General features: G+C 39.1%; 19 protein-coding genes, 1 pseudogene and 2 riboswitches. Of the genes and pseudogenes, 2 read left to right on the top strand and 18 right to left on the bottom strand.

What is annotated here, in order from left to right; translation table 11 throughout:
* Positions 1–9: 9 nt before the first annotated feature.
* From KQI87_RS00475 to KQI87_RS00495, 5 genes are all read right to left on the bottom strand, one after another.
* Positions 10–912 (bottom strand): DUF4428 domain-containing protein, encoded by a 903-nt coding sequence (locus tag KQI87_RS00475; RefSeq protein ID WP_216458436.1) that lies wholly within the window; start codon positions 910–912, stop codon positions 10–12.
* 67 nt (positions 913–979) lie between these two features.
* Positions 980–1813, bottom strand: a complete 834-nt coding sequence (locus KQI87_RS00480; protein WP_216458437.1) for a hypothetical protein — start codon at positions 1811–1813, stop codon at positions 980–982.
* 212 nt (positions 1814–2025) lie between these two features.
* On the bottom strand, positions 2026–4617 hold the full coding sequence (locus KQI87_RS00485) for a hybrid sensor histidine kinase/response regulator (RefSeq protein ID WP_216458438.1): 2592 nt from the start codon (positions 4615–4617) through the stop codon (positions 2026–2028).
* Entirely contained in the window at positions 4614–5453 is an 840-nt protein-coding gene (locus KQI87_RS00490) for a substrate-binding periplasmic protein (protein WP_216458439.1), read from the bottom strand. The genes KQI87_RS00485 and KQI87_RS00490 overlap by 4 nt, the downstream gene beginning before the upstream one ends.
* Positions 5454–5765: 312 nt before the next feature.
* Entirely contained in the window at positions 5766–8972 is a 3207-nt protein-coding gene (locus KQI87_RS00495; RefSeq protein ID WP_216458440.1) for a hybrid sensor histidine kinase/response regulator, read from the bottom strand.
* A gap of 211 nt (positions 8973–9183) precedes the next feature.
* Positions 9184–9274: riboswitch (cyclic di-GMP riboswitch) on the bottom strand.
* Between the two features lie 250 nt (positions 9275–9524).
* Here KQI87_RS00495 and KQI87_RS16430 point away from each other — a divergent pair.
* Entirely contained in the window at positions 9525–9977 is a 453-nt protein-coding gene (locus KQI87_RS16430; RefSeq protein ID WP_253292283.1) for a hypothetical protein, read from the top strand.
* Here KQI87_RS16430 and KQI87_RS00505 read toward each other — a convergent pair.
* The 9 genes from KQI87_RS00505 to KQI87_RS00535 all read right to left on the bottom strand — a co-directional run bounded on the left by KQI87_RS00505 (position 9942) and on the right by KQI87_RS00535 (position 23042).
* Entirely contained in the window at positions 9942–12767 is a 2826-nt protein-coding gene (locus KQI87_RS00505) for an ATP-binding protein (RefSeq protein ID WP_216458441.1), read from the bottom strand. The genes KQI87_RS16430 and KQI87_RS00505 overlap by 36 nt on opposite strands.
* The gene (locus KQI87_RS00510) at positions 12751–15627 is read right to left on the bottom strand and encodes an ATP-binding protein (protein WP_253292285.1); all 2877 of its coding nucleotides are present in this window, start codon (positions 15625–15627) and stop codon (positions 12751–12753) included. The genes KQI87_RS00505 and KQI87_RS00510 overlap by 17 nt, the downstream gene beginning before the upstream one ends.
* Positions 15628–15652: 25 nt before the next feature.
* The gene (locus KQI87_RS00515; RefSeq protein ID WP_216458442.1) at positions 15653–18445 is read right to left on the bottom strand and encodes a response regulator; all 2793 of its coding nucleotides are present in this window, start codon (positions 18443–18445) and stop codon (positions 15653–15655) included.
* A 47-nt stretch (positions 18446–18492) separates the two neighbouring features.
* Positions 18493–19992: a response regulator gene (locus KQI87_RS00520; protein WP_216458443.1), complete on the bottom strand. Its 1500-nt coding sequence runs from the start codon at positions 19990–19992 to the stop codon at positions 18493–18495.
* A 160-nt stretch (positions 19993–20152) separates the two neighbouring features.
* A complete protein-coding gene (locus KQI87_RS00525) occupies positions 20153–20845 on the bottom strand; it encodes a sensor histidine kinase (RefSeq protein WP_216458444.1) in 693 nt (230 codons plus the stop codon).
* The gene (locus KQI87_RS16435; RefSeq protein ID WP_253292287.1) at positions 20826–21080 is read right to left on the bottom strand and encodes a hypothetical protein; all 255 of its coding nucleotides are present in this window, start codon (positions 21078–21080) and stop codon (positions 20826–20828) included. The genes KQI87_RS00525 and KQI87_RS16435 overlap by 20 nt, the downstream gene beginning before the upstream one ends.
* Positions 21081–21089: 9 nt before the next feature.
* Complete coding sequence (locus tag KQI87_RS16440; RefSeq protein WP_253292289.1) at positions 21090–21539, bottom strand: hypothetical protein; 450 nt, start codon at positions 21537–21539, stop codon at positions 21090–21092.
* The gene (locus KQI87_RS16445; RefSeq protein ID WP_253292291.1) at positions 21536–21679 is read right to left on the bottom strand and encodes a hypothetical protein; all 144 of its coding nucleotides are present in this window, start codon (positions 21677–21679) and stop codon (positions 21536–21538) included. Before KQI87_RS16445 ends, KQI87_RS16440 begins: the two co-directional genes overlap by 4 nt.
* A gap of 81 nt (positions 21680–21760) precedes the next feature.
* Positions 21761–21836: riboswitch (cyclic di-GMP riboswitch) on the bottom strand.
* Between the two features lie 669 nt (positions 21837–22505).
* Positions 22506–23042 carry a hypothetical protein gene (locus KQI87_RS00535; RefSeq protein WP_216458445.1) on the bottom strand — a complete coding sequence of 179 codons (537 nt, stop codon included), beginning with the start codon at positions 23040–23042 and terminating at the stop codon, positions 22506–22508.
* Between the two features lie 32 nt (positions 23043–23074).
* Here KQI87_RS00535 and KQI87_RS00540 point away from each other — a divergent pair.
* Positions 23075–23413, top strand: a pseudogene (locus KQI87_RS00540) (helix-turn-helix domain-containing protein); the annotation flags it as partial.
* Between the two features lie 779 nt (positions 23414–24192).
* Here the strand turns inward: KQI87_RS00540 and KQI87_RS00545 are convergent.
* From KQI87_RS00545 to KQI87_RS00560, 4 genes are read right to left on the bottom strand one after another with little or no spacing between them, the layout of a single operon-like run.
* The gene (locus tag KQI87_RS00545; protein ID WP_216458446.1) at positions 24193–25143 is read right to left on the bottom strand and encodes a DUF2806 domain-containing protein; all 951 of its coding nucleotides are present in this window, start codon (positions 25141–25143) and stop codon (positions 24193–24195) included.
* Entirely contained in the window at positions 25136–25708 is a 573-nt protein-coding gene (locus KQI87_RS00550; protein WP_216458447.1) for a hypothetical protein, read from the bottom strand. Before KQI87_RS00550 ends, KQI87_RS00545 begins: the two co-directional genes overlap by 8 nt.
* A gap of 16 nt (positions 25709–25724) precedes the next feature.
* Positions 25725–26024, bottom strand: coding sequence for a type II toxin-antitoxin system RelE/ParE family toxin (locus KQI87_RS00555; protein ID WP_216458448.1), 300 nt, complete (start codon positions 26022–26024; stop codon positions 25725–25727).
* A 1-nt stretch (position 26025) separates the two neighbouring features.
* Positions 26026–26274 (bottom strand): type II toxin-antitoxin system prevent-host-death family antitoxin, encoded by a 249-nt coding sequence (locus tag KQI87_RS00560; protein ID WP_005333597.1) that lies wholly within the window; start codon positions 26272–26274, stop codon positions 26026–26028.
* Positions 26275–26315 lie beyond the last annotated feature (41 nt).

A 26315-nucleotide genomic window follows, 5' to 3' on the forward strand; every position in this document is an offset into this window, starting at 1 on the left:
AATCATTACTTAAAACGGTCTTGGCTGACCACAGTATTCACAAAACCTTCCGGTATTCTCTGCACCACACTGGCATTTCCACGAACTGCCGTTCTGCTGCATCCCTGACATTCCGGATTGCATTCCTCCATTCATGTTCATTCCCGACATTCCGGACTGCATTCCTCCGTTCATGTTCATTCCCGGCATTCCGGACTGCATTCCTCCATTCATGTTCATTCCCGGCATTCCGGACTGCATTCCTCCATTCATGTTCATTCCTGGCATCCCAGACTGCATTCCTCCATTCATGTTCATTCCTGACATTCCAGACTGCATCCCGGCTGCATTTGGTGTCAGTGCCGCAATAATCTGATAAGCAGTCTGCTCCACTTCCATCAATTCTCTTCTGTTATCACTGCTTATAGAGAAAGTATTCAAGCGAAAATCCATATCATCAAACCACGGGGTTCTCACTTTAATACGCATGGTATAATCAAATTCATATTTATATACCGGTGGCTGATAACTTACAGTTTCTCCATCCTTTGTATATGTTTCCTCTTGCTGCTGTTGGTCTACATCAATCCTGCACTGTACAATGGCTGATAAAGGAACTATGTCCGGGTTTTCATTAACATCCAGTTTCCGCGCAACAGTAAAATTCCCCTTATTATCATCAATAAAAACATTGTAATTTCTGGTATTGATCTGACGGGTTATACAAAAGTCCATTACCGCTTTTTTGTTTTTTTCACGATATTCCAGCTGACGTTTGATATCCTCTACTGTACTGTGCCGCCGCTCCTCAAACCATGGTGATAATTTTTTCGCACAATCCTTACACAGATTTCCGTCATCCAGTTTTCGATTTCCCAATAACCCAATTTTCTCTCCGCAGATATCACAGATTTTCTTATCAAACAATCCCATACCCTATCCTCCTTTTTTATCTGAAATCCCATACTGCCGCACCATTCCGATGCGGCAGTATTTTACCTTATTCTGTAACAATTATTTTTTCAAAATATGTCTTTACGGAAAAATCATCTTCACCTGTTTCAGAATCGTCTGCTTCTTCGCCGTCATCAGATTCCTCTGTATCGTCCTCTGCTATGAAACACAGTTTTCCATCATCCAGTAAATTGAACTTCATATTATCAAGACTGAAAAACATAGTTCCTGCCTCATCCTCTGTTACAGCCTTTAATACGAGTGCGTTTCCTTCCACATCGCCCTGAAGTTCTACTTTTGTCTCTTCTCCGCTCTCTATTAAGATAATTTCAGCCTTTCCGTCTTCCACAGACATACTCATTTCAAATCCTGTAAAGTCAGCATTAACCGGCATCTGCATTCCAAATGCTTCCATCAGAGTACAGCTCCATTCTCCTTCAAAATCCTTCATAGTTGGATTTTCTACCGGTTTGCCCGGTACATAAGGCTCATACTCTTCCTTTTCCTGACTCAGAATCATTGTCGTTCCATCTGCTGTTAAGGTTATCTTACCGTCCTTGTACTCACATTCCTCTGTCTGATCATTATGAGTCATCAGAATTTTATCATTTTCTATTTTCCACTCTGATTCATCTACTTCAGGCTCTTCCCCATAAGCAGAACTTGTTGTTTCCATTTTACCGTCTTCTTTAATGTCCACGGTCACTTCCATTCCCATTGCCCCCGGATGAAATGATACACCTTCGCCCATAGAAAGCTCATTTACATACCAGGTTCCAATAACATCCTTTTCTTCAAGGGCATAAACACTTACGCTCATAAAGCCAGCCATTAAGACTCCTACTGTTCCTGCCACCCACAACCTCATTTTTTTACCCATACAAACATCTCCTTTCTTTTTAATGTACTCCTCGGACTCTTTTTGTACTTGATTTTGTGAGAAGTTTTTTGTTTATCTACATTATACGTGAACGCTCAGATATTTACACTAGCACTTCTGACAGTATGCATGTAATTTTCCGAATAAATTAAAACCTGCTGAAAAGTTTTTAACTTTTCTCAGCAGGTTCATTAAAATATTTTCTGTTTTCGTCAAAAGCATTGGCGCATTCTCTCCAGATTTTCCAGAATTATATCTGCGCTGATCGGTTTGGCAATATGGCCATTCATCCCCGCCTTGATTGCCTTTTTGCGATCTTCCTCAAAAGCATTGGCAGTCATGGCAATGATTGGTATATTGGCACATTTCGGATCATTCAACGTACGGATTTCCCGGGTTGCGGTATATCCATCCATCTTCGGCATCTGAATATCCATGAAGATCAGATCATATTTTCTGCCTTCTGCGGATGACATGATATTCACAGCATCTGTACCATCCTCAACGCAATCCACATCCAGACCAATTTCTTCCATAATCGCTGTTGCGATCTCACGGTTCAGCTCATTGTCCTCTACAAGAAGAACTTTCTTCCCTTCATAACACCTCTGAATTTCCGCCCGGAGCTTCTGCTTCTCATTCTTAAGGAGCTTTCTTTGCTCCGAATCAGGTTCCTCCTTCACAGTCGTCCCTGATATTTTACATTCAAGCATAACCGTAAACTCCGTTCCCCCTCCAACTTCGCTTTCAACCTGAATCGTACCGCCCAGCATATCCACAATGTTTTTGGTGATTGCCATTCCGAGACCGGTTCCTCCTATTCCATTCTCCGTAACGGTATGTTCTCTTGTAAATGAGTCAAACACCTGCTCCCTGAATTCCGGCGACATCCCAATTCCATTATCCTTCACACTGAATACCACTGTTGTATATCCGTCTCTTCTGCATGGTTTCTCAGAAACGCGAATATTAACCGTACCCCCGACCGGTGTAAATTTCACAGCATTACTGCTGATATTCAGAAGCACCTGCGTCAGGCGCAGTTTATCGGTAATGATATCTTCATGGAGTACATCCTGTGTATCAATATACAGCTCCTGCTGTTTAGAATGTACAGATTCCTGTATAATTGTTTTTAAGTCATGCAGGATATCCGGCAGGTGTACAACTGTATATTCAATCCGTACAGAACCGTTCTCGATTCTGCTCATATCCAGCACATCATTGATCAGGCTGAGCAGATGCTGACCGGATATATGGATTTTTTTCAGATAATCCAGAACAAGCTCCTTATTGTCAATATGTGTTGTCGCAAGCGCAGTAAATCCAATGACCGCATTCATCGGCGTGCGGATATCATGAGACATATTATTCAGAAACACAGTCTTCGCCCTGTTCGCATGTTCCGCAGCCGCAAGTGCATTTCTCAGATTCCTGTCTTGCGCAATCTCACGTTCTTTTTCTTCTGTCACATCACGATTCGCAACCAGAACTGTACACAGTTTCCCATCTTTATCATATCCCTGTGGCACAATGATCATTGTCATCCATCTTTCATCCACTGTCCGGGCTGTAAAACTCAGCGTTTCACGTTCTTCCAGACGCTTTGCCACCGTACTTATATCGACAAATTTCCAATATGCCTCCTGAAATGGCTCTGCAATCACCTGCCTTATAAGTTCTTCCTGATGCGCTTTGGAAAGTATATCCCCTTTCTGATCCGGCTTCATATTTCCTGAAGATTTTACGATTTCGATCTCCTCTGTTTTTAGATTCACAAGAGAAATAGAGGAATATGCATGCCCCAGTGCATTGATCACCCGAAGTCTTTTCTGATCCTGAAGGATGCTTCTCTTTTCTGTTCTGCTCCTGCTCACCCGGTAAAGTAAGAAAAGAAGCAGTGCAAGCAGCACATAAATCACACATATAATATTTCGTGTGATGTACACCTGACTTTCTGGGAAAAAGATATATGCATCGTAGTCTTTGATCTTCTCCCGACGTCCGAACCAGTTTCCTGTCTCTGAACGAAGATGGACAATTCCATTCTCACCTGCCTCAAATTTATTTTTATACTGACTTTTTGCTTCTTCTATAGAGCGGGCAGTCAGCTCCTGTCTGTTTGTACTGACAACCTTATCATCATCACAGATCACAACACTTCCATTCATCTCAAAAGGAAAGTCAGGAAATAACGATGCCATCGTCAGATCTCCGTTAAGCTCATTTACTTCCTCCTTCTGCGCATATGTGATCAGGATACCTGCTGCATCCTGTCTTGCCACTGCCGCAAAATCATAGATCTTTCCTTTATTTCTCAGACGGGTGGTATAAGTCTTTTCCGGATGCTCTGCAATATCACGTACATAATCACTTTTGATCAGCTTCTGCCACAGCAGCATAGTATCTCCATTTTTTGCACTCTGTTCTGTCACCTTCAGCTTCTGATCCAGTACGAGGATTCCTGTCAGGCGCTGTTCCCTGGCATATTCGTCCAGCATTTCTGTACTGAGATTTCCTTCCTGTTCTATGACTCTGCTTAATTCTGTTGTTTTGTCCAAAAGACGTATCAGGCTTTTCACCTGATCATTGGTGTTATAAATCTCATAACTTTCAATTCGGTTTTTTACAAAATCAAAGGTCTCATCCAGAGTACTGTTCAGCCTATTATTATCTCTCGCTGTCAGCAAAAGAAAAGTCAGGATTCCGAAAAAAATCAGGATAAACACAAGCAAACATGCATTTCTGTCGACCCTCTTTTTCTTCTGTTTCTGCGGTATCTTCATTCTTATCTGTCTGCTCATTTACTTTCTCCTCCCGGCAGAATCCCGTCCGCATCCAATCCGTATTTTGTAACTATTTTTTCTGTAATCCCTTCATTTTGCATCTCTGTAAGCGTTTCTGTAAGCTCTTCTGCCAGTTCTTCGTGGGTTCCTTTTTTGAAAGCAATTCCAAGTTCTGATTTATAAGGACTTTCCTCCAGCATACGGTAAGCGCCCTTTCCATCCTGTATCAGACTGCCAAGCATTGCCTCATGTCCCGCAATCGCATCTGCATAATTTTTTCTAAGTGCAGCATAAAGCTCATTCGGCGAAGAAAAACAGTTCACCTGTTCTGCCTGCGGAAGATCTGATTCTATATTATGAAGAAAGAGATCTTCTGCTTTTGTAGTCGCCTGAACTGCAATCCTCTTCCCTTTCAGATCCTGAAGTGTCCGGATTTCACTCTCGGCTCTTACAACCACCATCTGACGACTGTACATATACGGTCCTGCCCACTGATATTTGTCTTCTCTTTCATTCATGGAATAGCAGCTCCACAGACAGTCTATTGTTCCATCTGACAGAAGTTTCTCTTTGTCTTCCCAGACGATCTTCTCAAATTCAGGCTGATAACCCAGCCTCTGAAAGGCTTCCTCTGCAAGTTCCACATCAATACCTTTATACTCACCATCACTCGTCTGATAGCTATAAGGTTCAAAATAATCTATTCCTATAACAATCTCCGGCAGTTCACTGTCCGATGTTTTTTCTTTCTTTATTCCACATCCTCCCGATATAAGGCTGCCTGCCAGAAGAAATGCTGCAATACAAATTCTTTTTCTGCGGGTATGGGAGTCATTCTTTCGATTTTTTCTCATATCCAGTTCCTTTCCATTTATTACTGTTTCGTAATCTGCGTGTCAGATCATCTTTCCCCAATTGAAACAGAGGACTTATCTGGTTCGGATAAACATCGAAACGATGCAAAAAAAGTTCCACGTAAAAAACTTTTACAGGAACTTTTTTCATAAGCATCTCAGATTTTTGACTGATCTGCCTATAAATCTGTCAACAAAACTTCTGATACAGATTATACATTTCATATACTTTCATGTCTACAATTATTTACTGCTATGAAGTATAAAGTACACCTCGTGTTACTGTTCACTCCGTTCTCAGTAACGAATAAGTTACAGCCAGCTCTCCAGAACATCATTCAGTTTATTCATATCCAGCGGTTTCGCAATATGTCCATTCATGCCTGTATTTTTTGCCAGCTGTACATCTTCGGCAAAAGCATTGGCAGTCATGGCAACAATCGGCAGTTTTCCCTGTTCACCGGGAAGACTCCTGATTGCTGCAGTTGCCTCATAACCATTCATGACAGGCATTTGAATATCCATAAAAATAAGATCATACAAACCTTTCGGAGAAGCTTCCACTTTTTCAACTGCAATTTTTCCATTTTCCGCTGTTTCTACTTCTGCCCCTGTCATCTGCAGAATTTCAACAGCAATTTCTTTGTTCAGCTCATTATCCTCAACCAGCAGAATCCTTTTTCCTGTATAATCTGCTTCTGACAGATCATCCAGATAATTTCTTGCTGTTTTTTCTTTTCTGCCTGAAGTAAACTGCCGCAGTGTTGCCGTCAGCCGGGAACGGAACAGCGGTTTTGCAATAAAAGCATCTACGCCTGCAGCCTTTGCTTCTTCTTCGATCTCGCTGAATTCATAAGATGTCAGTACAATAATGGTAATCTCTTTCCCTATCCGTTCCCGGATCTGTCTGGCTGTTTCAATTCCGTCCATATCCGGCATTTTCCAGTCTAAAATAACAGCAAAGTAATCATTTTTTAGCTCATGACGTGCATAACAGCGCTCAACGGCTTCTCTGCCGGAAAGGACCCATTCGCCTGTAATACCGATTTCTTTCAGCGTGGCAACTGCACTTTCACAGCATGTCCTATCATCATCCACAACCAGAACCGGCAGATTCATCAAATCTCTGTCCTGTTCTTTTTCTTTTTCCTGAAGCTCCAGATAAATTGTTACTGTAATTTTAGTTCCCTTGTGTAAGGTGCTGTCCACTTTAATATTGCCATTCATCAGGTTCACAATATTTCTGCTGATCGCCATTCCCAGACCGGTTCCCTGAACCTTGGTTGTCCGGTGGTCATCTGCGCGGCTGAAAGGATCAAACATGATTTTCTGGAATTCCGGCGTCATACCGATTCCATTATCTTCAATCGTAAATTCATAGCATCCAAGTTCTGAAAATCCATTTGGCTTTTCCTCTATGGAAAAAATAATATTCCCACCATCTGGCGTATACTTGATTGCATTGCTCATCAGATTCACAAATACCTGCTGGATTCTCAGGCTGTCACCACAGACATCCTCATGTTCAATGTGATTGATATGTACATCAAAATTGTGTTTATGTTCATCAAGCACCGGTTTCGTAAGCGTAATAAGATTATCCACCAGCTCTGACAGATTGAAATCTTCCTGTGCCAGCGTCATTTTTCCGCTTTCAATACGCGCCATATCCAGCACTTCATTGATCAGCCCCAGCAGATGGCGGCTTGATTCTGTAATCTTGCCAAGACATTCAATGACTCTGTCCTGACTCTCAATATTTGCTCCTGCGATTGCCGTCAGACCGACAATGGCATTCATCGGTGTCCTGATATCATGGGACATATTGGAAAGGAATTCTGTTTTTGCACGATTTGCATTTTCTGCGGAACGGTAAGCCTCTTTCAGTGCCTGACGGGATTCAATCTCTGCTTTCTTCTCCTGTGTCACGTCCATGGATGCCAGCAATACCTTTATCAGTTTTCCATTCTTCCATTCCAAGGGAATATAAGAAGCGATTTTATAAGTCTTTTCATCCAGGCTGCAATATTCAAACTTATAAATATCATTTTCACTTTTCAGTTTTTTCCGAATATTATCCGGGGCTATCAGGATATCTATAGCTTCCAATGGTTCCAGTGTCTTATATTTTTCAAGAACCTGCATCTGAAAATCATGATAAAAGCCCAGAGGTTTATATATCATCTGTCCATTCAGGTTGTAAAACTCATATTTGTCATTTTCCAGATCACAGACAACAAAGCGGTCAACCAGACGCACAATACTCTGAATCAACTGCTCCATGGAAGCATTATCCGCTGCCATCTGCAGATGCCGTGCGCTCTCTACCTTTGCCTCTGTGATATCACGCAAGAAAATCATGGCATATTCTGAATCCTCTATCTCTCCACGTATGACCACATTGCGAACCCATCGCTCTTCTCCATTCAGAGTGATACGGCACTCCAAAGCCAATTCTGTTTCCAGACCCTTCAGCCTTTCTGCAATATAATCACGGTTATAAAAAGCGGATACCAACTTCTTATCTGTTTCCACAACATAGGAATCCACAAAATGCCGTATCAGTTCATCCCACGTATGACTCTGTTCAAAGACGGTCATCAGGGAAGGTTCAGCCTTAAAAGTATCAAAAGTATTCGCTTCCAGATTCACATAATACTCGCACAGATCTGCTTTCGTAAAAGCCCGGTGGAAAGCAGCAGATTTTTGTGCCTGCATGATTTCTTTTTTCTCCGCATCAATGTTAATAAAAATCCCGGCAATCCTGCTGGCAGAACCATCCAGACGGCGTATTACTTCTGCCGATGCCCGAAACCACTGGTATTGATTATCCTTCATTCTCATACGATACTCTACCTGGTATTTTATCTGGTTCGTCTTATCCTTAATTGCCGCCTGAAGCTGCACCATTACTCTTTCTTTATCTTGTGGATGCAGAAGATCTGACCAGGATTCCAGTTTATTCGGAAAGTCCAGAGTGTCATGATAGCCAAGCATTTTTCGGAATTCATGACTCCAGTTTGCATTCACAATCTCACTGTTTTCGTCACAGTCAAAATACCAGAAGCCGGAACAGATAGCCTCATTGAGCAGTGCCAGATTTACATGATCCCAGTTGACCTGTACGGACATAACCCAGATCTGTCTGCCCGCCTCATCTGTCGCATCCTCTTTACAAAGCCGTACATTATTCACTGTACCGTCTGCTGCAAGGATCTGTGCTTCCCCTGTTCCGTGAAGCTGCAAAAAACGGTCTCGCTCCAGTATATCTTCCTCGTCATAAAAGAAGTTTCTCAATGAGCCTTTTGTCTGTTCCATGAAAGTATCGAATGTATATCCTGTACTATGCAACAGCAGATTATCCACAGACAAAATAGACAGGTTTTGGTCATAAGATCCTGTCATTATACCTACCCCGCCATTATTTTCCAGTGTTTTCTGTACGGCCTGTGACATGGCCTGTGTCTGCCCCGTTACAGTCTCACCTAAAGAATATATTTTGTCTTCATAATTTTTCATTTTATAAAAATCCTCTCTTCATCCTGCCTTTATCTGTATACAGAGAACCTGTACCTGTCAGTTTTCGTACCCTTTTGGGCATATAAAAAGGACACCTGCCAAAATATGCCAGTGTCCCTACTATATTTCTTTAAAATCACACATCTATATAGTATAAAAGTTATCAAAATCTCTTCCGTTTTCACATCTTTTCCATATATGACATGGAAACAGTGGCAACCGGCTGACCTGGTCAAACTTGCTGACTTTAGCCCCTTCTGGCTTTGCGTCCCTGCCTTTCAACAGGTTTGCCTTTAAATAATTTCCATTTTTATCAAAAATAAAATACCATGAATGTTTTTACACGTCAATAATAAATTCCATTGCCGCAGGCAATCTGGAATGAATTTTGGCTACGTTGCTGAGATTCACCTTAGGAAACTTTTATATCTGTCCGATTTTACCTATGTTTTAAAAAAATTCATTCCGTTTTTTCATTTCTGTGCTATAATGTTCCATCATAAAAATATCCGATATATAAAATGAGATAAAACAGGTGAAGAAAAAAATCTTGTGCCTCTTATCGTTTTTTTACTGGGCATGTGCCTTGTTGGTTTCATTGTATACAAAACAGATACTCACGAAAAATGGCAAAGACGCACAACCGCACAATTAAATGTATCAACCTACGGCGAACGTATTAAAAATGAAATTACAAATGGAATTGCGATCACAGATGCTCTGAAGCAGGTTCTGATCAGTGAAAATGGAGAGATCAATCAATTTGATACGATTGCAGAAAATCTTATATCTGATTCTGTTGAAAGTGTACAGCTTGCTCCGGATGGTGTTGTAACAGATATTTATCCTGCTGACAAAAATTTTTTACTTTTGTCAGCAGGTTTTTATTATTGTTCTTACGGTAAAACGCCTCGTCGGAATACTATAGCAATTCCATATGAATTTTCCAATCTATTTTCAACAAGTGATTCATCGTTCTATATATTTTGTGATGACGGATATTAAAATACTCATATCAACCGGCTTCGCCACATGATCATCCATCCCGGCATTCAAAGCAGCCTGTACATCCTCTGCAAATGCATTTGCTGTCATTGCAATAATAGGTATTTTCTTTCCGTCCGGGCGGTCCGGCAGATTTCTTATAGCTTTTGCCGCTTCATACCCATTCATTTCCGGCATCATAATATCCATCAAAATCAGGTCAAAAGTCCCAGGATCTGTATTGCAAAGCTGTGTCAGGGCAGATTTCCCATCAGCAGCCCTGGTTACGATCATTCCTTTTTCTTCCAATAATGCTATTGCTATTTCTGCATTTAAATCATTGTCTTCTGCCAAAAGAATATGCAAGCCATGTAGATCAATATCTTTCCTTAAATTTTCTTTCTCCTCAGTCAGTACATGTTCTGCTATAAGCAGAGGGATTTCTACAGTAAATGTTGAACCAATGCCCTGTCTGCTGCTGACTTCAATTTTTCCACCCATAAGATCTACATACTGTTTGGCAATTGCCATTCCCAGTCCGGTTCCCTTATAACTGGTTCTTGCTCCATCATTTTCCTGACTGAATTCATCAAATATTCTGGTCTGGAACTCTTCACTCATACCAATTCCGGTATCCGATATACGATAGCGTACGATTATATGATGCTCATCATTGCCCGGAGCGTTTTCTGCAACAAATGAAATGGTACCTCCGTCTTTTGTAAATTTGACTGCATTGCTGATAATGTTGAGCAATACTTCCCTGATTCTGAGTTCATCTGCCATCACATAGGGATTTTCAAGTTCTTCTCTTGAAACATGAAAATTAAGGTCACGATTTTCCATATATCCTTTTGCAATCGACAAAACAGTATTTATTATATCCCTGAGATCTACCAGTACCGGTTTATATTCCAGTTTACCACTTTCAATACGACTGATATCCAGCACATCGTTAATCAGTGTCATCAGGTATTCTGAACTCTGCCTGATCTTTTTCAGACAATTCTCTACTTCTTTGTCCGGCTTCCTCTTCATGGCAATATCTGTAAATCCAACAATTGCATTCATTGGTGTCCTGATATCATGGGACATATGGTTCAGAAACGTTGTTTTCGCTATATTCGCCGCATTTGCATCCTGTGCTTCTTTCAATGCTGCCATCTGTTTTTTCCTGCTTACGGAAAGGGAATAAACCAGAAAAAGCAGTACAAAAATAATCACAGATGAAACTCCGACCGCTAAACCTGCATACTCTGCAAGGACATCCTGCAAGGTCATTTTCTTTTCCGAAACGGAATTCTGTGCAAGGACAACGCCATTTAAAATATTAGAGGACTGCTCGATTGCTTTATTGATAATGGTGGCTGCCCTTCTGTTTTCTCTCGTCGTAAACATCGCTAATTCCTGCCGTTTTGCCATTTCTGCAAATGACAGGCTTTTGGTCAGTGGACTTTCATTAAGAAGATTAATCTTTGAAGATGGAATAACAGTTGCCCCTGCTTTTCCATTTGCTACTGCTTCCAGGCATTCTTCCTGTGTATCATATTGTTTGATTTCTGCATCCGGAAAAAGAAGAGACACCATCAATTCAGAATACAGTGAGGTCTCTGTCGCTGCGATTGTAGAGAGACTGCTGCTGTATTCTTTTCCTTTATAAATGATAACTGGCGTAATATCAAAGATTACATCCGTCAAAACCACCTGAAACTGTTCCTGTGTATATAGATCTTGAATGATAGGACCGGCAATATCGATTTCACCAGATTGCAATGCCTCATTCATCTGTTCTCCCGTGGAACAGGGAACCACCTTGATCGTGATCTTATACTTTTCCTGAACAGTATCCAGAACAGTTCCTAAAATTCCTGTCAGTTTCCCATTTTCTTCACCACAAAACGGAAGATTATCCTTTAGATATCCCACACGGATCGTATTTTCATGTGCATCCAGCCATTGTTTTTCTTCCTTGTTGAGTGCATAATTTATGACCGCTTTTCCTTCATAACGGGCATACAGCTTGCTGCTGTAGTCTGTTTCAGTATTGTTGATTTCTTCCAGGGCAGAATTTAATTCCTTTAACAGATCTGGTCTGGATTTTGATACACCAAAATAACAGTCACTTACACCGATATTAGCAATTGCAATAAAATCGCTGTTGACAGACAGTGCCGGGACCACAAGTGCATCCAGTTCATCTGCATCCAGTTTTTCTATCATTTCATCATAGCCTTTACAGATAACAACCTCTGCCTGGATCTGATTGCTGTCCAGCCATTTTTCCAGAAGTTCCTTCTGATAGCTTCCATCTGCAACACCGATACGACAGCCATTCATCTGCTTCAGATCACCATCCGCAAGATTCGCATGATTTTCTCTGGTATAGATCCAATATCTTTCTGTTCCCTCGGCATAGGTTGAAAAATCGATAGATTCTGTTCTTTCCGGTATATAACTGACACTTCCAAGCAGATCTATTTCTCCATCTTCCAGCATATTCAGGCACTCTTTAAATGGAGCATAGACATATTCATACTTCCAGCCGGTTATATAAGAAATCTTCTGAAGATACTCATATCCTGCTCCCTGCTTGTGTTCCCCATAACCGCCTTCCTGAAAATTGGCATATGGGAAATATCCAACTCTCACCGTTTTATTTTCTTCCTCCATTGCCTGAATTGTTTTCCCATCACTTTTTATTTCAGACGCATAAACAGAAGCTGATACAAAAAGCAGCATAATAATTGCAAAAATGCTCAAACATATTCTTTTGTTCTTATTTTTTCCTATCTTTTTATTTATTCTTTTCATCTTTATTATCCTGTTTATTCAATACAGAAAGAATGACCGCTCTCAATTTCTCAATATCAATAGGTTTCGCTATATGTCCATCCATACCTGCATCAAAAGCCTTTTTTCTGTCTTCCTCAAAAGCATTTGCTGTCATGGCAATAATCGGGATCTCTGCCTTTTTTATATCCTGTAAATATCTGATACATTTGGTCGCCTTATAGCCGTCCATATTCGGCATCTGGATATCCATCAAAATCATGTCATAAGTTCCGGCCGGCATCTGCTCTATCCTGTTTACACACTGTATGCCATCTTCCACCCGGTCAATGATAAGCCCTGTTTCTTCAAGTATTGCAATTGCAATTTCTGCATTCAGTTCATTATCCTCTGCCAGTAAAATATGTTTTCCGCGTAAACCGATTTTCATATCAGCGGCATCTGTTTTTTCTGATTTCTGCCTGTAATAGTTCTCATCCGCTTTTTTTTGTGTCAGGATAAGAGTAAACACAGTTCCTTTTCCCAGTTCGCTTTTCACGTCTATGCTGCCGCCCATCAGATCCACGTATTTTTTTACGATTGCCATCCCAAGCCCTGTACCTGCAACTTTACCAACGGTCGTATTCCGCTCCCTTGAGAAGGAATCAAACAGCGTTGGAAGGAATTCTTTGCTCATTCCGATTCCTGTATCACGAACCTCTATCTGAATCTTTACAGAATTTTCCTGTTCACATGGAAGCTCCTGTACAACGACTGTAACGGTTCCTCCTGCCGGTGTATATTTGACTGCATTACTGATCAGGTTCACCAGAATCTGTTTTGTTTTTGTAATATCACACAGGACATGCTGATGCTCCGCCTGTATTTTAAATATAAGGTTCAGTCCTTTTTTGTCAGCCTGCGGTCCAAATACACTTTTTATCTCATCCATTGCCTGATCAATCCGGGCATAGCTTTCATCCAGTTCCACTCTGCCACTTTCAATACGGGCCATATCAAGTACGTTATTGATAATTGCCAGCAAAAGATTTCCAGAGTTTTCGATTGCCCTCTGATAATGAAGCAGTTTCGGATCTGTCAGTTCTTTTTTCATCAGCTGGTTATACCCAAGTAAGGCATTCATCGGTGTACGGATATCGTGGGACATATTAAAAAGGAACGCAGACTTCGCAGCATTTGCTTTTTCTGCCTGTATCTGGGATTCTCTTGCTTTCATCTCAGCAGCTTTTGCCTTTTTCAGCAAATGAATGAACATTCCCAGTATCAGTATAAATACCAGAAAAGACATAATGATAACCATCAGGAAATTATCCTTCAAAAAATCACTAAACGTAACTTTTTTTAAAGAATCTTCATACATGGATACTGCTCCTGTCAGCTTTGAAGTCTGGATGGATTTCAAAGTCTTATTCAGGATCGACATAAGGATTGTATTTCCCTTTTCTACTGCAAATGATGTATTTGCCGTTTTTGTCAGAAACACGCTGTGCATTTTTTTGTCATTGACATAATCCATTGCCTGTCCGGACCTGGCGATAAAACAGTCTGCCTTCCCATTACGGACTGCCTGCTCTGCATCTTTTATCGAATTACATTCTTTAATATTCCAGTTTGGATAATTATAAGTAACATACCATTTATATTTGGAATTTTCTTTTGCGATAGCAACCGTATTTTCTGCACTTTCGTCAAAAGCCTTCTGTGCAGTCACAGCTGCGAAGGGAACTGATAAAACAGTATTGGATAATGCTAAGCCATTCTTTTCGGCATAATAGGGATTCTGATTGACATGAAAAATCATATCAATTTTATTGTCCCTCACTGCCTGTATCAACGCTTCCTGAGAATCCATTCCAACCAGCTTAAATTCCAGCGGCTGCTCAAAACATTTCGAAGCGTATTCAATATAATCATTAACCACACCCATCAATTTACCACTTTTGGGATCAACTGCACTGAAACCCGGATCATTTTTCAGATATCCTACCTGAATTGCTCCATGTTGTTTCAACCACTCCTGCTCATCACTGGAAAGGGCCGCAACAGACTGGGTTGCAATATACTGTTTATAAAGATCATCGGAATAAAAAGGGTTATCATTTTCCATAGCACGCATGGCACTGTCAAGTTTTTCTTTCAGATCAGGACGATTTTTATTGATTCCATAGTAAATCTCAGATCCGCCTGTTGTAAATACAGCAGACAGACCTGTATTTACCCAGATAGACGTCTCTGTAGAAATTACTCCCTGGATTTCATGTTTTGCAAACATTTCCATCGCGCTGTCCATACTGTTTACAAATACATGCTTTGTTTTTACATTATATTTTTTCTCCCAGTCGTAAAACTGCGTCGTCTGCACACTGTTCTCCATCATGGCAATAGACTGGCCATTTAAGCTTGAAATATCTGATGCTGAAATATCTGAATTTGCCAGATCTGCATACAGATAATATTTCTCTTCTCCCATAGGCAAATCGGAAAAGAGCATTGTTTTTGCACGTTCATCCGTATAAGACAGAGAACTCATCAGGTCAATCTCGCCATTTTGCAGCTTTTTCAACAGTTCTTCCCAGTTGCCGGTGACATAGTCATAATCCCATCCGGTATAGGCAGAAACCGCCTGCTCATACTCATAGCCATAGCCACTCCGGTTTCCATTTTTGTCTGTGATATGATAAGAATCTTCATACCATGCCGCTTTAACCACCTCTGATTGTGGTTTCGCTGTTACATTTGTCTTAGTTGTCTCTGCCGCATCAATATCTTCATATAAATCTGCTGCCCTGACCGGGGCTGCCATAAATACAACACAAAGAATACTGCACAGCAAAAGGCTTCCATATAACCGTATTCTGCTCTTATTTTTGTTACTCATCATTTTTCTTCCTTTTCTGGAAATTGTCTTACTGCATTTTCTGTTTTAAAACCAATTGCAAAGTATCCTCTATTTTTTTACTGTCAATGGGTTTTGCAATATGTGCATTCATTCCGGCATCTATGCAGTCCCTGACATCATCCTGAAATGCATTAGCTGTCATGGCAATGATTGGTATCTCTTTTGTATCTTTACGGTTCAATGTCCTTATCTGTCTGGTTGCTTCTAATCCATCCATTACCGGCATCATGATGTCCATAAAAATAAAATCAAATCTGCCTGGAACTGATTGGGAAACCATATCCACAGCCTCCTTGCCATTTTCTGCCGTAGTCACAACCATCTTTTCATCTTCCAACAGCATTTTTGCAATTTCCAGATTAAGCTCATTATCCTCAACTAATAATACACTCTTACCCGACAGATCAGGCTTTTCCTCTTTTTTCTGCTGTTCCTTCTGAGCATTATGATCAATCTCAAGCGGTATCGTGACAGTAAACGTTGTACCTACATTTTCTTTACTTTCCAGTTTGATTGTTCCGTTCATCCTGTCCACAATATCTTTTACAATAGAAAGTCCAAGTCCGGCACCACTATATCCATTCGTTGTTTCTTTTCCTTCCCTGGCATAGGATTCAAATGCATGTTTCTGAAATTCTTCGCTCATACCAAGTCCCGTATCGGAACATACAAATTCAAAAACCGCTGTCTTGTCATCACATGAAATCTCATCGCAATACAGGATTACTTTACCACCTCTTCGGTTATATTTAACTGCATTTCCGGCAAGATTCATAAGAAGGCGGTTTAGATATTCCTCGCTTCCAATAAAATATCTGTGACGAAAAGTACTCATGGAAGCTCCGCCTTCAAAGCTGATACCATACTCCTTTGCATTTGTCTCAACAATCGAAATCTGTTTTTCGAGCATTGCAATCAGATCAAATGGCTTGTGTTCCAGCTGCAATGTTCCAGATTCTACTTTTCCGATGTCCAGAACATTATTCAGAAGGGACTGCAGATAGTCCATGGATTCCATTACCTTTTCTTTACATTTATACAATTTTTCTTTATTGCCATAATAACGCTGTGATATATTGATCATCCCAATAATTCCATTTAAAGGTGTCCGAATATCGTGGCTCATATGTCTCAAAAAATCTGTCTTTGCACGGTTCGCCTTTTCTGCCTGCTGCTGTGCTTCTTTTGCTTTTTTCTCTGCAATTCTGGCTTTTTGGAGGAGTCCAAGTATCAGTATCAGCACGATCAGAAAAACAGATACAACAAGCACCGTAAAACTCCAGAAATTATCCCTTATAAACTCCTTTACCGTAACTTTCTTCAGATTACTGTCATACATATACACAGCATTGGAGAATTGTGAAACAGACATTGTTTTTATAGTCTTATTCAGTACAGACAGCAGAATGCTGTTTCCACGTCTGACTGCAAAAGACACCATGCCGTACTTTTCCAGAAAAACACTATGTAGTTTATTATCATCGGAATATTGTTCCAACTTGCCTGATTCCATAATCATGCAGTCTGCTTTTCCATTACAAACAGCCTTTTTTGCGTCCTTCCAGGCAGCATATTCCTTCACATGCCACTGTGGATAATTGTAGGAAACATAAGACTTCAAATCACTGTTTTCTCTTGGTATCGCAACCGTATTTTCAGCATTTTCATCAAAACTTTTTTTAACCGTTACAGCCGCCATATTATACTTCCAGACAGTATCTGTTAAATCATACCCCAGGTCTTCGGCAGCATTCGTATTTTGCATCACATGAAAAATCATATCAATTTCTCCATCATGCAACGCTTTTTGCATACTCTCTTGTGAATCATACCCCTTCAGATCAAATTGCAAAGTCTGTCCTTCCAGACAGTTTTGTGCAAGTTGGACGTAGTCCATGATCAGGCCGCTCACTTCTCCAGTTTCTATATCAAGAGTACTGACACCACCATCGTTTATCAAATAACCGATTTTGATTGCTCCATGCTCTGACAGCCATTTCTGTTCTTCTCCCGTCAGAAAATAAACACTGTCCACTGACAGAAACTGCTTATGCAGTTCATCTGCATAATAAGGATCATCATCCGTGATCCTTCGCATAGCATTATCCAGTTCTGCCTTTAAATCAGAATGGCTCTGGCCAATCGCAAAATATATTTTTGAACTTCCGATATTCGTTAAGGCCGCCATTCCGTACCCACCCAGACGGGAATCCTCTAACGATACAAAACCGTCAATTTCTCCGTCTGCAATTTTCTTCAAAGCATCTTCATTATTTGAAACATTGACATGCTGTGTATGCAGATCATATTTCTTTTCCCACTCGTTCAATACCATTTCCGGCAGGTAATCCATAAGCACCCCAATCTTTTTTCCATTGAAAGATGCAGTGTCAGAGGATAAGATGTCTGTATGATCGGGTTTTGCGTAGACACAATATCTTTCGTCTCCCATTGGAATACCGGAAAAAAGCATATTTTCTGCCCGTTCCTCCGTATAAGAAATTCCTTCTATAATATCCAGCTCATCATTTTTTAATTTGTCAAAACAATTTTCCCATGTACAATCTACATATTCATATTTCCACCCGGTATAACCTGCGATTTTCTGCAGATATTCATAGCCGTATCCGCTTCTTTTTCCATTTCCATTTATCTTATCATATGTATCATCCGGTACACCAATCCTGACAACTTTCTCTTCCTGATTTTCTGCTGCAAAAGCATAAACCGGACAGATTGAAAAAAGGATGCAGCTGCACAATATAAAAATGATACCCCTTTGCAATACTGATTTATTCATTTTTATCCCTTTACGTGGTATTGTAATTACACTAAATTTGCATTTTTCTATTTTACAATATCAAAATATCCAATAATTCCAATATAGCCATCTTTCTTCAATGGAGTCCACAATGTATGCAGTTTCAGTTTATACATCTGGCTGTCATTTCCCACCGTCGCTTTTATCTGCACAGAGATTTCTTTATTTTGCATAGATGTCTGATGCAACAAAACCCGAATACATTGAACATCTTCTTCATTTACTCCAAATTTTTTGCACAAATTGAAATTTGGATTATCTCTATGACATAATATCTGCTGTTTTCCATTTAATATAGTCAATTGACCTGAAACCACATTGTAATCAATCGAATTCATGCCACTGTTCGATTTGAAGAAATCGATTTTTTCCTGCATGACCTTGATAAGACTCTGTGAGTAAATCTGGTTCGGTAAGGATTTGTCACTAAGTATTTCATTCAAAAGTCTCTGTGCTTCATGATAATATTTATTGTCATCCATCTCTTTACCAGACATTTTTGAAAGCTGAATACTTAGTTCTTTCAGACACTTAAGAAGGATGGGATTAAATTGTCCACATTGTCCGCCCAGGATCATTTGAATCGCTGTATCATGATCAAAAGCTTTCTTATAGCATCTTTCACTTGTAAGTGCATCATAAACATCAACAATCGATACCACCTGTGCTGAGATTGGTATTTCTTCACCTTTCAATCCATCTGGATAGCCCTTTCCATCCCATCTTTCATGGTGCCACCTGCAGATTTCCCATGCGGTATGTACCAGTGGATGATCTTGTGGAAAGTCCATATCCTTAATTATAGCTGCGCCAAGCTCACTATGGGTTTTCATAATCTTAAATTCTTCATCGGTAAGTCTGCCCGGTTTGTTCAATATTTTTTCCGGAATACGAATCTTACCAATATCATGAAGGGAAGAAGCAGTTGTAATCAAAGCAATATCTGCCTCTGTCAAAGGATAAGCATCTGTTACTTTTACCAGTTGTCTCAGCATCATCTCCGTTGCTGTTTTAATATGCAGGATGTGTTCTCTGCTCTCGCTGTTACGGGATCCCAATATATTACTCATAATCCGGATCATGATATTATTATTTTCTTCTTTTTCATAAACCTGATCATAAACCACATTTATCAGATGCTTTTGGTTCATATAGAGACCCAAGGTATTCTGAACTCTTTTCTTTACAATCACAGAATCAAACGGTCGTGTGATATAATCTGTGATTCCCAGCTCATATGCCTTACGCATAGTATCAACAGCATCTTCAGAAGATATCATGATTACAGGAGTTTCAGCAATACACTGGCTTCTTTTCATTATCTCCAAGACTTCAAAACCATTCATCTGTGGCATATTGATATCTAAAAGCATCAGATCAATTCCAATATTTTCTCCTATCATCTGGATTGCCTGATTACCATTTTCAGCTTCCAGATAATTATAAGTATCTCCAAGAATCTCCTTCAATATGTCCCTGTTGAATTTCGCATCATCTACAATCAGTATTTTTTGTTTTTTATCCATATTTTTTCATCATCCCACTAGTTTATGAATTACCTTTACCAATAATTACACATCAATAGGCTTAGCAACATGTTCATCCATCCCGGCATCCAGACAAGCTTTTCGGTCTTCCTCAAAAGCATTGGCCGTCATGGCAATGCTCGGGATCTTTTTGGCATCTTCACGTTCCACCCATCAGTTCAACAATATCTTTGACAATCGAAAGTCCCAGACCGGAACCACTGAATGTTGTAGTTGACCGTTTGCCTTCCTGTGCAAAAGCATCAAACGCATGTTTTTGAAATTCCTCACTCATTCCAAGGCCGGTATCTGAACATACAAACTGAAAAACCGCCGTATCCCCATCATCCGATAATTCTTCGCAATGAACATTCACTGTTCCATGAAAATGATTGTATTTAATCGCATTGGAAGAAAGATTCATCAAAACCCTGTTCAGATGTAGCGGACTTCCAATCAAATGTCTGTGGCGGATTATGTTTTCTTCCACACCGCCTTCAAATCTCACGCCATTCTCATAAGCACTCATTGCAACAACCGTCAGCTGATTACTTAACAGTTCTACCAGATCGAAGGGTTTATGATCCAGCACAAGGGAGCCTGATTCCAATTTACTGATGTCCAAAACGTTATTAATTAAATCCAACAAATAATCTGTGGACTGAAGTACCTTCTGCCTGCATTCCCGTAACTTGATCACATCATTGTTATATTTTTCAGCGATATGGATCATCCCCACGATTCTGTTTAACGGTGTACGGATATCGTGGCTCATACGCCGGAGAAAGGCTGTTTTTGAGAGATTCGCGCGATGAGCATCTTCCATGCTTGCCTTAAGCTGTTTCTGATACATGAGTTCCCGTGATTTTTCTTCCGTAATATCCCGAGCGACATAAAGCACATCCACGGCGTTTCCCTGTGCGTCTCTGCTCTTTACAATAAACCTGGACAGCCTCCATCATTTCCTGTCGGGTACTGCACATCAGTTTTTCTGCGCCGGGTGCCATTGCATCTGCAATTGAATTTGACGCTGTCTGGTCAACCGTAGCAACAACATTGATTTTTCCATCAAAGTCTCGGCGTGTCACCTTTGCCAGCTACATCGTAATATAAGGTGCAGTAAGTCCCCATTCTTTGGTCTCAGCATAGTTATCTGTTTCCATGCGTGCATCAATGCTGATATCTGTGGCTTCTTTGTTTCCCTGATAAGCAATATACTCATCTCTGGTGGCAGGTGTAAGAAATTCATAAGAAATCCCGGCATAATCTGCAATTTTCCGGAAGTAATCCGGGATAATACCCTTCATCTCACCATTTTCATTATAAGAATATGGATAACGGGTCGGATCACACAGAATATGAAGCGGATTGTCCCTGGAATATTGTGCAATAATACTTTTCTCTTTCTCTGTATATTCCAGGTTCTTAGTTTCTGTGCTTTCATAGTTTTTATTATAAAGCGTAGTTTTCCAGTCACCCTCAACCGCATTCATCTGATCGATCGCATAATTGATCTCATTCAGTAATTCCGTATTGCCTTTTTTCACAATGACATAGAAATCGCTGCTGTCGTATCAAAATAAATTGGATCATATGTAAATCCTTTGTTGCCTGCAAAATCCGCAAACTCTTTATCTCGTGAGCTTCCGTTCAAAAGTGCCACATATTTCTTTGCTCTCGAAATCATATTAAATCTCCTGTCTGTCTGTTTTAGCTTCTTTTTGATCTCCAAAAAAAAGCATTGTCATTACAGACAATGCATCTTTAACGTGGCAACTGGCTACCATTTTACAGGCCCTATAGCTTTGCGTCGCCGACTTTCATCTGTTTTGCCGATTTTCTTATTATAGCTTTTACACGTATGCAAAAAAACTGGTTTTATTATACTATGGTGCTCTACTGTACACAAGAAAATCATTACTATTTTAATGTTTTTTTAATGTTCAAAAACAAATAAATTTCCCGACCTCTCACACCACCGTGCGTACCGTTCGGTACACGGCGGTTCAATCAACTTAACAAGTGACACACCTTTCGGTGTAGTAATCCAACATAGAGATGAGTCCGAATTATTTTAGTCTTTTCGGACTTATTGCTCTTTGTATATCTGTTTTCGAGCACACTCTTGCAATCGCTTTTCCGTTGTAGGCTGTTCTATATGACGCCCATTTTGGTATTCCAAGTTTCATCAAATTCTTTGCTCTATTCTGTGGAGTTTTCCAATGTTTCCAAATGCACATACGGCAGATGTTGCCCTTTCTGCAATACGAGACATACTCAAACTTATTGATTGTTCGCCCCTTTGCTCCATCCCCATTACAAAGACTTCTTCACTACTATGGGCTCGGCTGACTTCTCACAGTTCGTTGTTACTAGGCTAATGAAACCTCTGTGAGACCTCCACGCTTAAGGTACTCACTCTTTCTCTCCATATATCCGCCACATTTATTCTGCTGCTACAAAGGTGATAGTTATTAGACTTCGTTGCTTTTTGCCAACTTATCTCTCGCAGCCTACTCTAATCTGTTTAAAATATCGCCAAAATCCATTTCTGGAACCTCATAAAATTCTTCTGTTCCTAACCCTATATTCAATACTGTCTGATACAAATAAAAATCATATATAATAGGAGCTTTATTTTTCCCTAGCAAGTTATCTCTAATAGTACCTGTCTTAGAGATCAAACACACATATTGATACGCTCTATCAATATATTGGGTATTATTGTTCGGATGAGCATATGTATAATGTTGTGTAGGTGTCAAGGCAATCAAGTTCTCCAAATAGTCTGCAATTGCAGGATAATCACTTGCCGGAAATATATGATGCATCTGTGTAGCAGGATCCTTGATATGCCTTTCATCATAAACTTCCGTCTTTCCATTTCGATACTGATCATTAAATCTACGCAAATTCTTTTTAGCTCGATTAATACGATACGTTGTCATGCAGTCTTCACTAGGCTTCGGCAATGTTATCTCATACTCAATTCTCGTCATATCTTTCGGTTTCTCAGATAAAATATCTCTCCAATTTCTCTGATTATACATGATCATATCTTGAGTAATAATATCTTTTGATATATGCCTTAACAGTTCCAGATATTGATACTCACATAGGTCTGATGCATACACTATTTGCTCTGGAAGATATGTATGGACTGAAAGTACAAAATGTAGATGGACAGCCTCATCTCTGCCTTGACTCTTCCATATCTGCTCCCGGCTCATCTGTCGATGAAATGCTTCGTTCATGGATGGAACAGGCTGACAAACTGAAAAATTGTGAAATCAGCAAGGAAGAATATGATGAATGGAGATATAAGTACCCGGAACTGGATACTTACCAAAAACGTGCCAAGGTACCATCTCAGGAACTGAGTGATTACCTCGTAAAAGAATTGACTAAAAAAGAAAAATAAAAGAAGAAAATAGAAAAACCTTACCGATATTCAGTTTTTTACTTCTGAAAATCAGTAAGGTTTCTTTATATACGTTATGAAATAAAATTTTTATCTCTTGAATAATCACAAAATGTTGCCATTTTGTTGCCAATCACTAAACAAATTTGTTTGTAACCCGCATGAATACTTGGTTTCTATGATTACGTGGTGTCCCTTCGCACACCCACTTTGCATTTTTTTAGCAAACTCACTTGTAAAAACTTCCCTTTCCGGCTCTTCCTGGATACTGCACTATTTTTACTTTTTTCTTTCTGCCTTTTTCTCTCAGCGATGCATACAACACCAGGTTCTTTTCAGGCATACTTTTGATAAGATTCTTTTGTAACTTTTCTCTCAGAGCGGCTGGAAACAGCTTATTTACTGCATTTTCTTCTGGTGTGGATTTCTTTAAGGTTTCTTTTTTTCTCTTCTTTCAGGACTGAAAAAGCCCTGCATCAGGATGGTCTCTGATGCAAGGCTTCTAATTTTTTTCTCTATGTTTTTATGTCTTTTTTTGATGTTTTCTCGGGTGCTCCGTATGGCTCGGCTTTTCTGATTCTTACAAAGGGGATTATCAAAAAAGTGCCAAAGAGGAGTACTAAAAAATAATTTTTTTATTCAAACTCGCAAATAAAATCTCATCACTATACTTTTTAGTATTGGTATTATGGTTCTATTTGGTTTTATATGTGTTCTACTATCCTACATCCATAGGCTATACTGAACGGTGTTATCAATTTGTTATCATGATTGTGTTATCAATCAGAAATTAAAATCGTTTTTCCTTGTATAACATACTGTATGTTATCACCATCTTTCTTCTCAATATCATGCATAGTAAAAGTAATCTCTCGATTATTTTTTGCCAAATAATTTGCTACATCTTGTAAATAATTTTCGTCGTAATTATCAGCAACAACACTTAAAATATCTTGTCCAGTTTGAGTTAACTTATATATTGGAATTATTATTTTCTTTTCCTCAATATTATTACTTTTTAATAATTTCATATCATATATCAGTTCTAATGGATACTGTGCCGTTACTCCTAATGTTAACTGCATTGATCCTGATGAATCTATTAATCCACATTCTGACATTTCAACTATTTTTCCATACAGCACATTATATTTTTTATTTATTTCATCATCATTTAAAATTGCAAATGTTCCTCTATAATTAATTATGTATGGCCTTAATTCTTCAAATAAAGTTGCTTCTTGCTTTGTTATCTTGCTTAAAGTATCCAGACTACGTAATGTAAAAGAATTAGGACTTTTTATTTCACCAGCCAATACTTTTCCCCATAATTTTTGCATATCAGTATTGCTAATATCCTGTATAGAATTAAAAAATCTCATTAACCAATCTTCATTTACCACTTCATCCGCAACTTCATTTTCATCTTGAAGAATTGCTTTAGCTTCATTAACAACATCCTCTATATTTTTCTGTTTTCGCATTTCCTGATAGAGCATTCTTGAACATGTTCTTCTATATAATTCTTTTACTTCTCCTAAAGGTTGCTCCATATCATTACATAAGGAAATTGCTTTATCTGTAATTCCACCATCCATTTCAAGCATATCAATTTGTTTTGCTTCCTTATCTATTATGTTTCTCACTTCTTGAGGAATCATAATAGAACCTAATCCTTTAGATACACAATTATATAATTTTTGTAATCCATTTGAAAAATTTTCATTCATCTTTTTCTTCCTCTATAGTATTAAATAGCCGTTCCAGTTCTATATTAATACGTGTAATATAATTATCCAAATAACTTTGTATGGTCAAACTTACAAATATAAGAGCAAAAGAAAATAATGATAATGTATCTGCTAACTTTGCATTTTCTTTAATAATTTCTGTTGATAATCCCAAAATAAATACAATCAAAACACCTATTAGAATTCCATTAGCTATCAAAGAAGTTTTTTCAATTATATTTTCATATTTTTTATGTATATTTTTCTGATCGCTTTTATACTCTTCAAGCTTTGACACTTTTTCGCTATTAGATTTGTCTTCATTTTCAACGCCCCATGCATGCAAAAATCCAATAGATACCTTTATTATTCTAGTTTCAAGTAGCTGTAACGCAGAAATAACAACATCCATAATTTGTACTATAGCAACTGCTAAAGATACAATAGAACACAACAAGATTACTTTTCCACCTACATACCCAAAAAAATTCATTCCACCAATAATAAAATATGCCACTGCCAAAGCAATAATTAAAATATTTGCATACTTAATATTTGATTTCATTCCAGTTCCTCTTTAATTAGTTAAATATCCTCGTGATATCCTGATATCGGTTAACTACACGATAAATCTCTACATATTCGTTACCGACCTTGTAGATAATAACATAATCTTCCCATATCGCATATTTATAATCTGTCCGAAAGCTGACCCGTTTGGAGAGATCCGACCCCATTCCAGGAAACATCTGAAGGTTTTCAAATTTACCGTAAATTTCCTTTATGGTCTTTGCTGCATATTCTTCGTTATCTTCAGCAATATAATCCCGGATATCTTTCAAATCCTTTGCAACAATCGGATTGATCCGCAGTTTTAACATCTTATTCCCCCACAAGTGCTTTCAATTCATCCAAATCCAGCCAGCCTTCTCCGTCTTTCACTGCCTCTTCAGCTTCCTGCAGCTTCATCAAAAGCTTCTTTTCCGCACGGTCACGCTCATAATCTTCAATATCCATGACAACGAAACGTCCTCTGCCATTCTTAGTCAGATATACCGGTTCTCCTTTATGACAGTTTTTCAGGACTTCATTATAATTTCTCAAATCAGATACTGGTAAAATATTTGCCATATTCTTTCAGCTCCTTCCTTTGATTTTAAATTGTTTCTGCT

The organism is Blautia sp. MSJ-9 (assembly GCF_018919065.1).
Classification (GTDB): domain Bacteria; phylum Bacillota; class Clostridia; order Lachnospirales; family Lachnospiraceae; genus Blautia_A.

Coding starts and splice junctions, on each gene's coding strand:
- KQI87_RS00515 (WP_216458442.1), bottom strand. CDS start 18,445: ATGAATAAATCAGTATTGCAAAGGGGTATCATTTTTATATTGTGCAGC.
- KQI87_RS00555 (WP_216458448.1), bottom strand. CDS start 26,024: ATGTTAAAACTGCGGATCAATCCGATTGTTGCAAAGGATTTGAAAGAT.
- KQI87_RS16445 (WP_253292291.1), bottom strand. CDS start 21,679: ATGATTTCGAGAGCAAAGAAATATGTGGCACTTTTGAACGGAAGCTCA.
- KQI87_RS00535 (WP_216458445.1), bottom strand. CDS start 23,042: ATGTATAATCAGAGAAATTGGAGAGATATTTTATCTGAGAAACCGAAA.
- KQI87_RS00550 (WP_216458447.1), bottom strand. CDS start 25,708: ATGAAATCAAATATTAAGTATGCAAATATTTTAATTATTGCTTTGGCA.
- KQI87_RS00560 (WP_005333597.1), bottom strand. CDS start 26,274: ATGGCAAATATTTTACCAGTATCTGATTTGAGAAATTATAATGAAGTC.
- KQI87_RS00475 (WP_216458436.1), bottom strand. CDS start 912: ATGGGATTGTTTGATAAGAAAATCTGTGATATCTGCGGAGAGAAAATT.
- KQI87_RS00505 (WP_216458441.1), bottom strand. CDS start 12,767: ATGAAAAGAATAAATAAAAAGATAGGAAAAAATAAGAACAAAAGAATA.
- KQI87_RS00480 (WP_216458437.1), bottom strand. CDS start 1,813: ATGGGTAAAAAAATGAGGTTGTGGGTGGCAGGAACAGTAGGAGTCTTA.
- KQI87_RS00520 (WP_216458443.1), bottom strand. CDS start 19,992: ATGGATAAAAAACAAAAAATACTGATTGTAGATGATGCGAAATTCAAC.
- KQI87_RS00495 (WP_216458440.1), bottom strand. CDS start 8,972: ATGAAAAATTATGAAGACAAAATATATTCTTTAGGTGAGACTGTAACG.
- KQI87_RS00490 (WP_216458439.1), bottom strand. CDS start 5,453: ATGAGAAAAAATCGAAAGAATGACTCCCATACCCGCAGAAAAAGAATT.
- KQI87_RS00485 (WP_216458438.1), bottom strand. CDS start 4,617: ATGAGCAGACAGATAAGAATGAAGATACCGCAGAAACAGAAGAAAAAG.
- KQI87_RS00545 (WP_216458446.1), bottom strand. CDS start 25,143: ATGAATGAAAATTTTTCAAATGGATTACAAAAATTATATAATTGTGTA.
- KQI87_RS00510 (WP_253292285.1), bottom strand. CDS start 15,627: ATGATGAGTAACAAAAATAAGAGCAGAATACGGTTATATGGAAGCCTT.
- KQI87_RS00525 (WP_216458444.1), bottom strand. CDS start 20,845: ATGTATCAGAAACAGCTTAAGGCAAGCATGGAAGATGCTCATCGCGCG.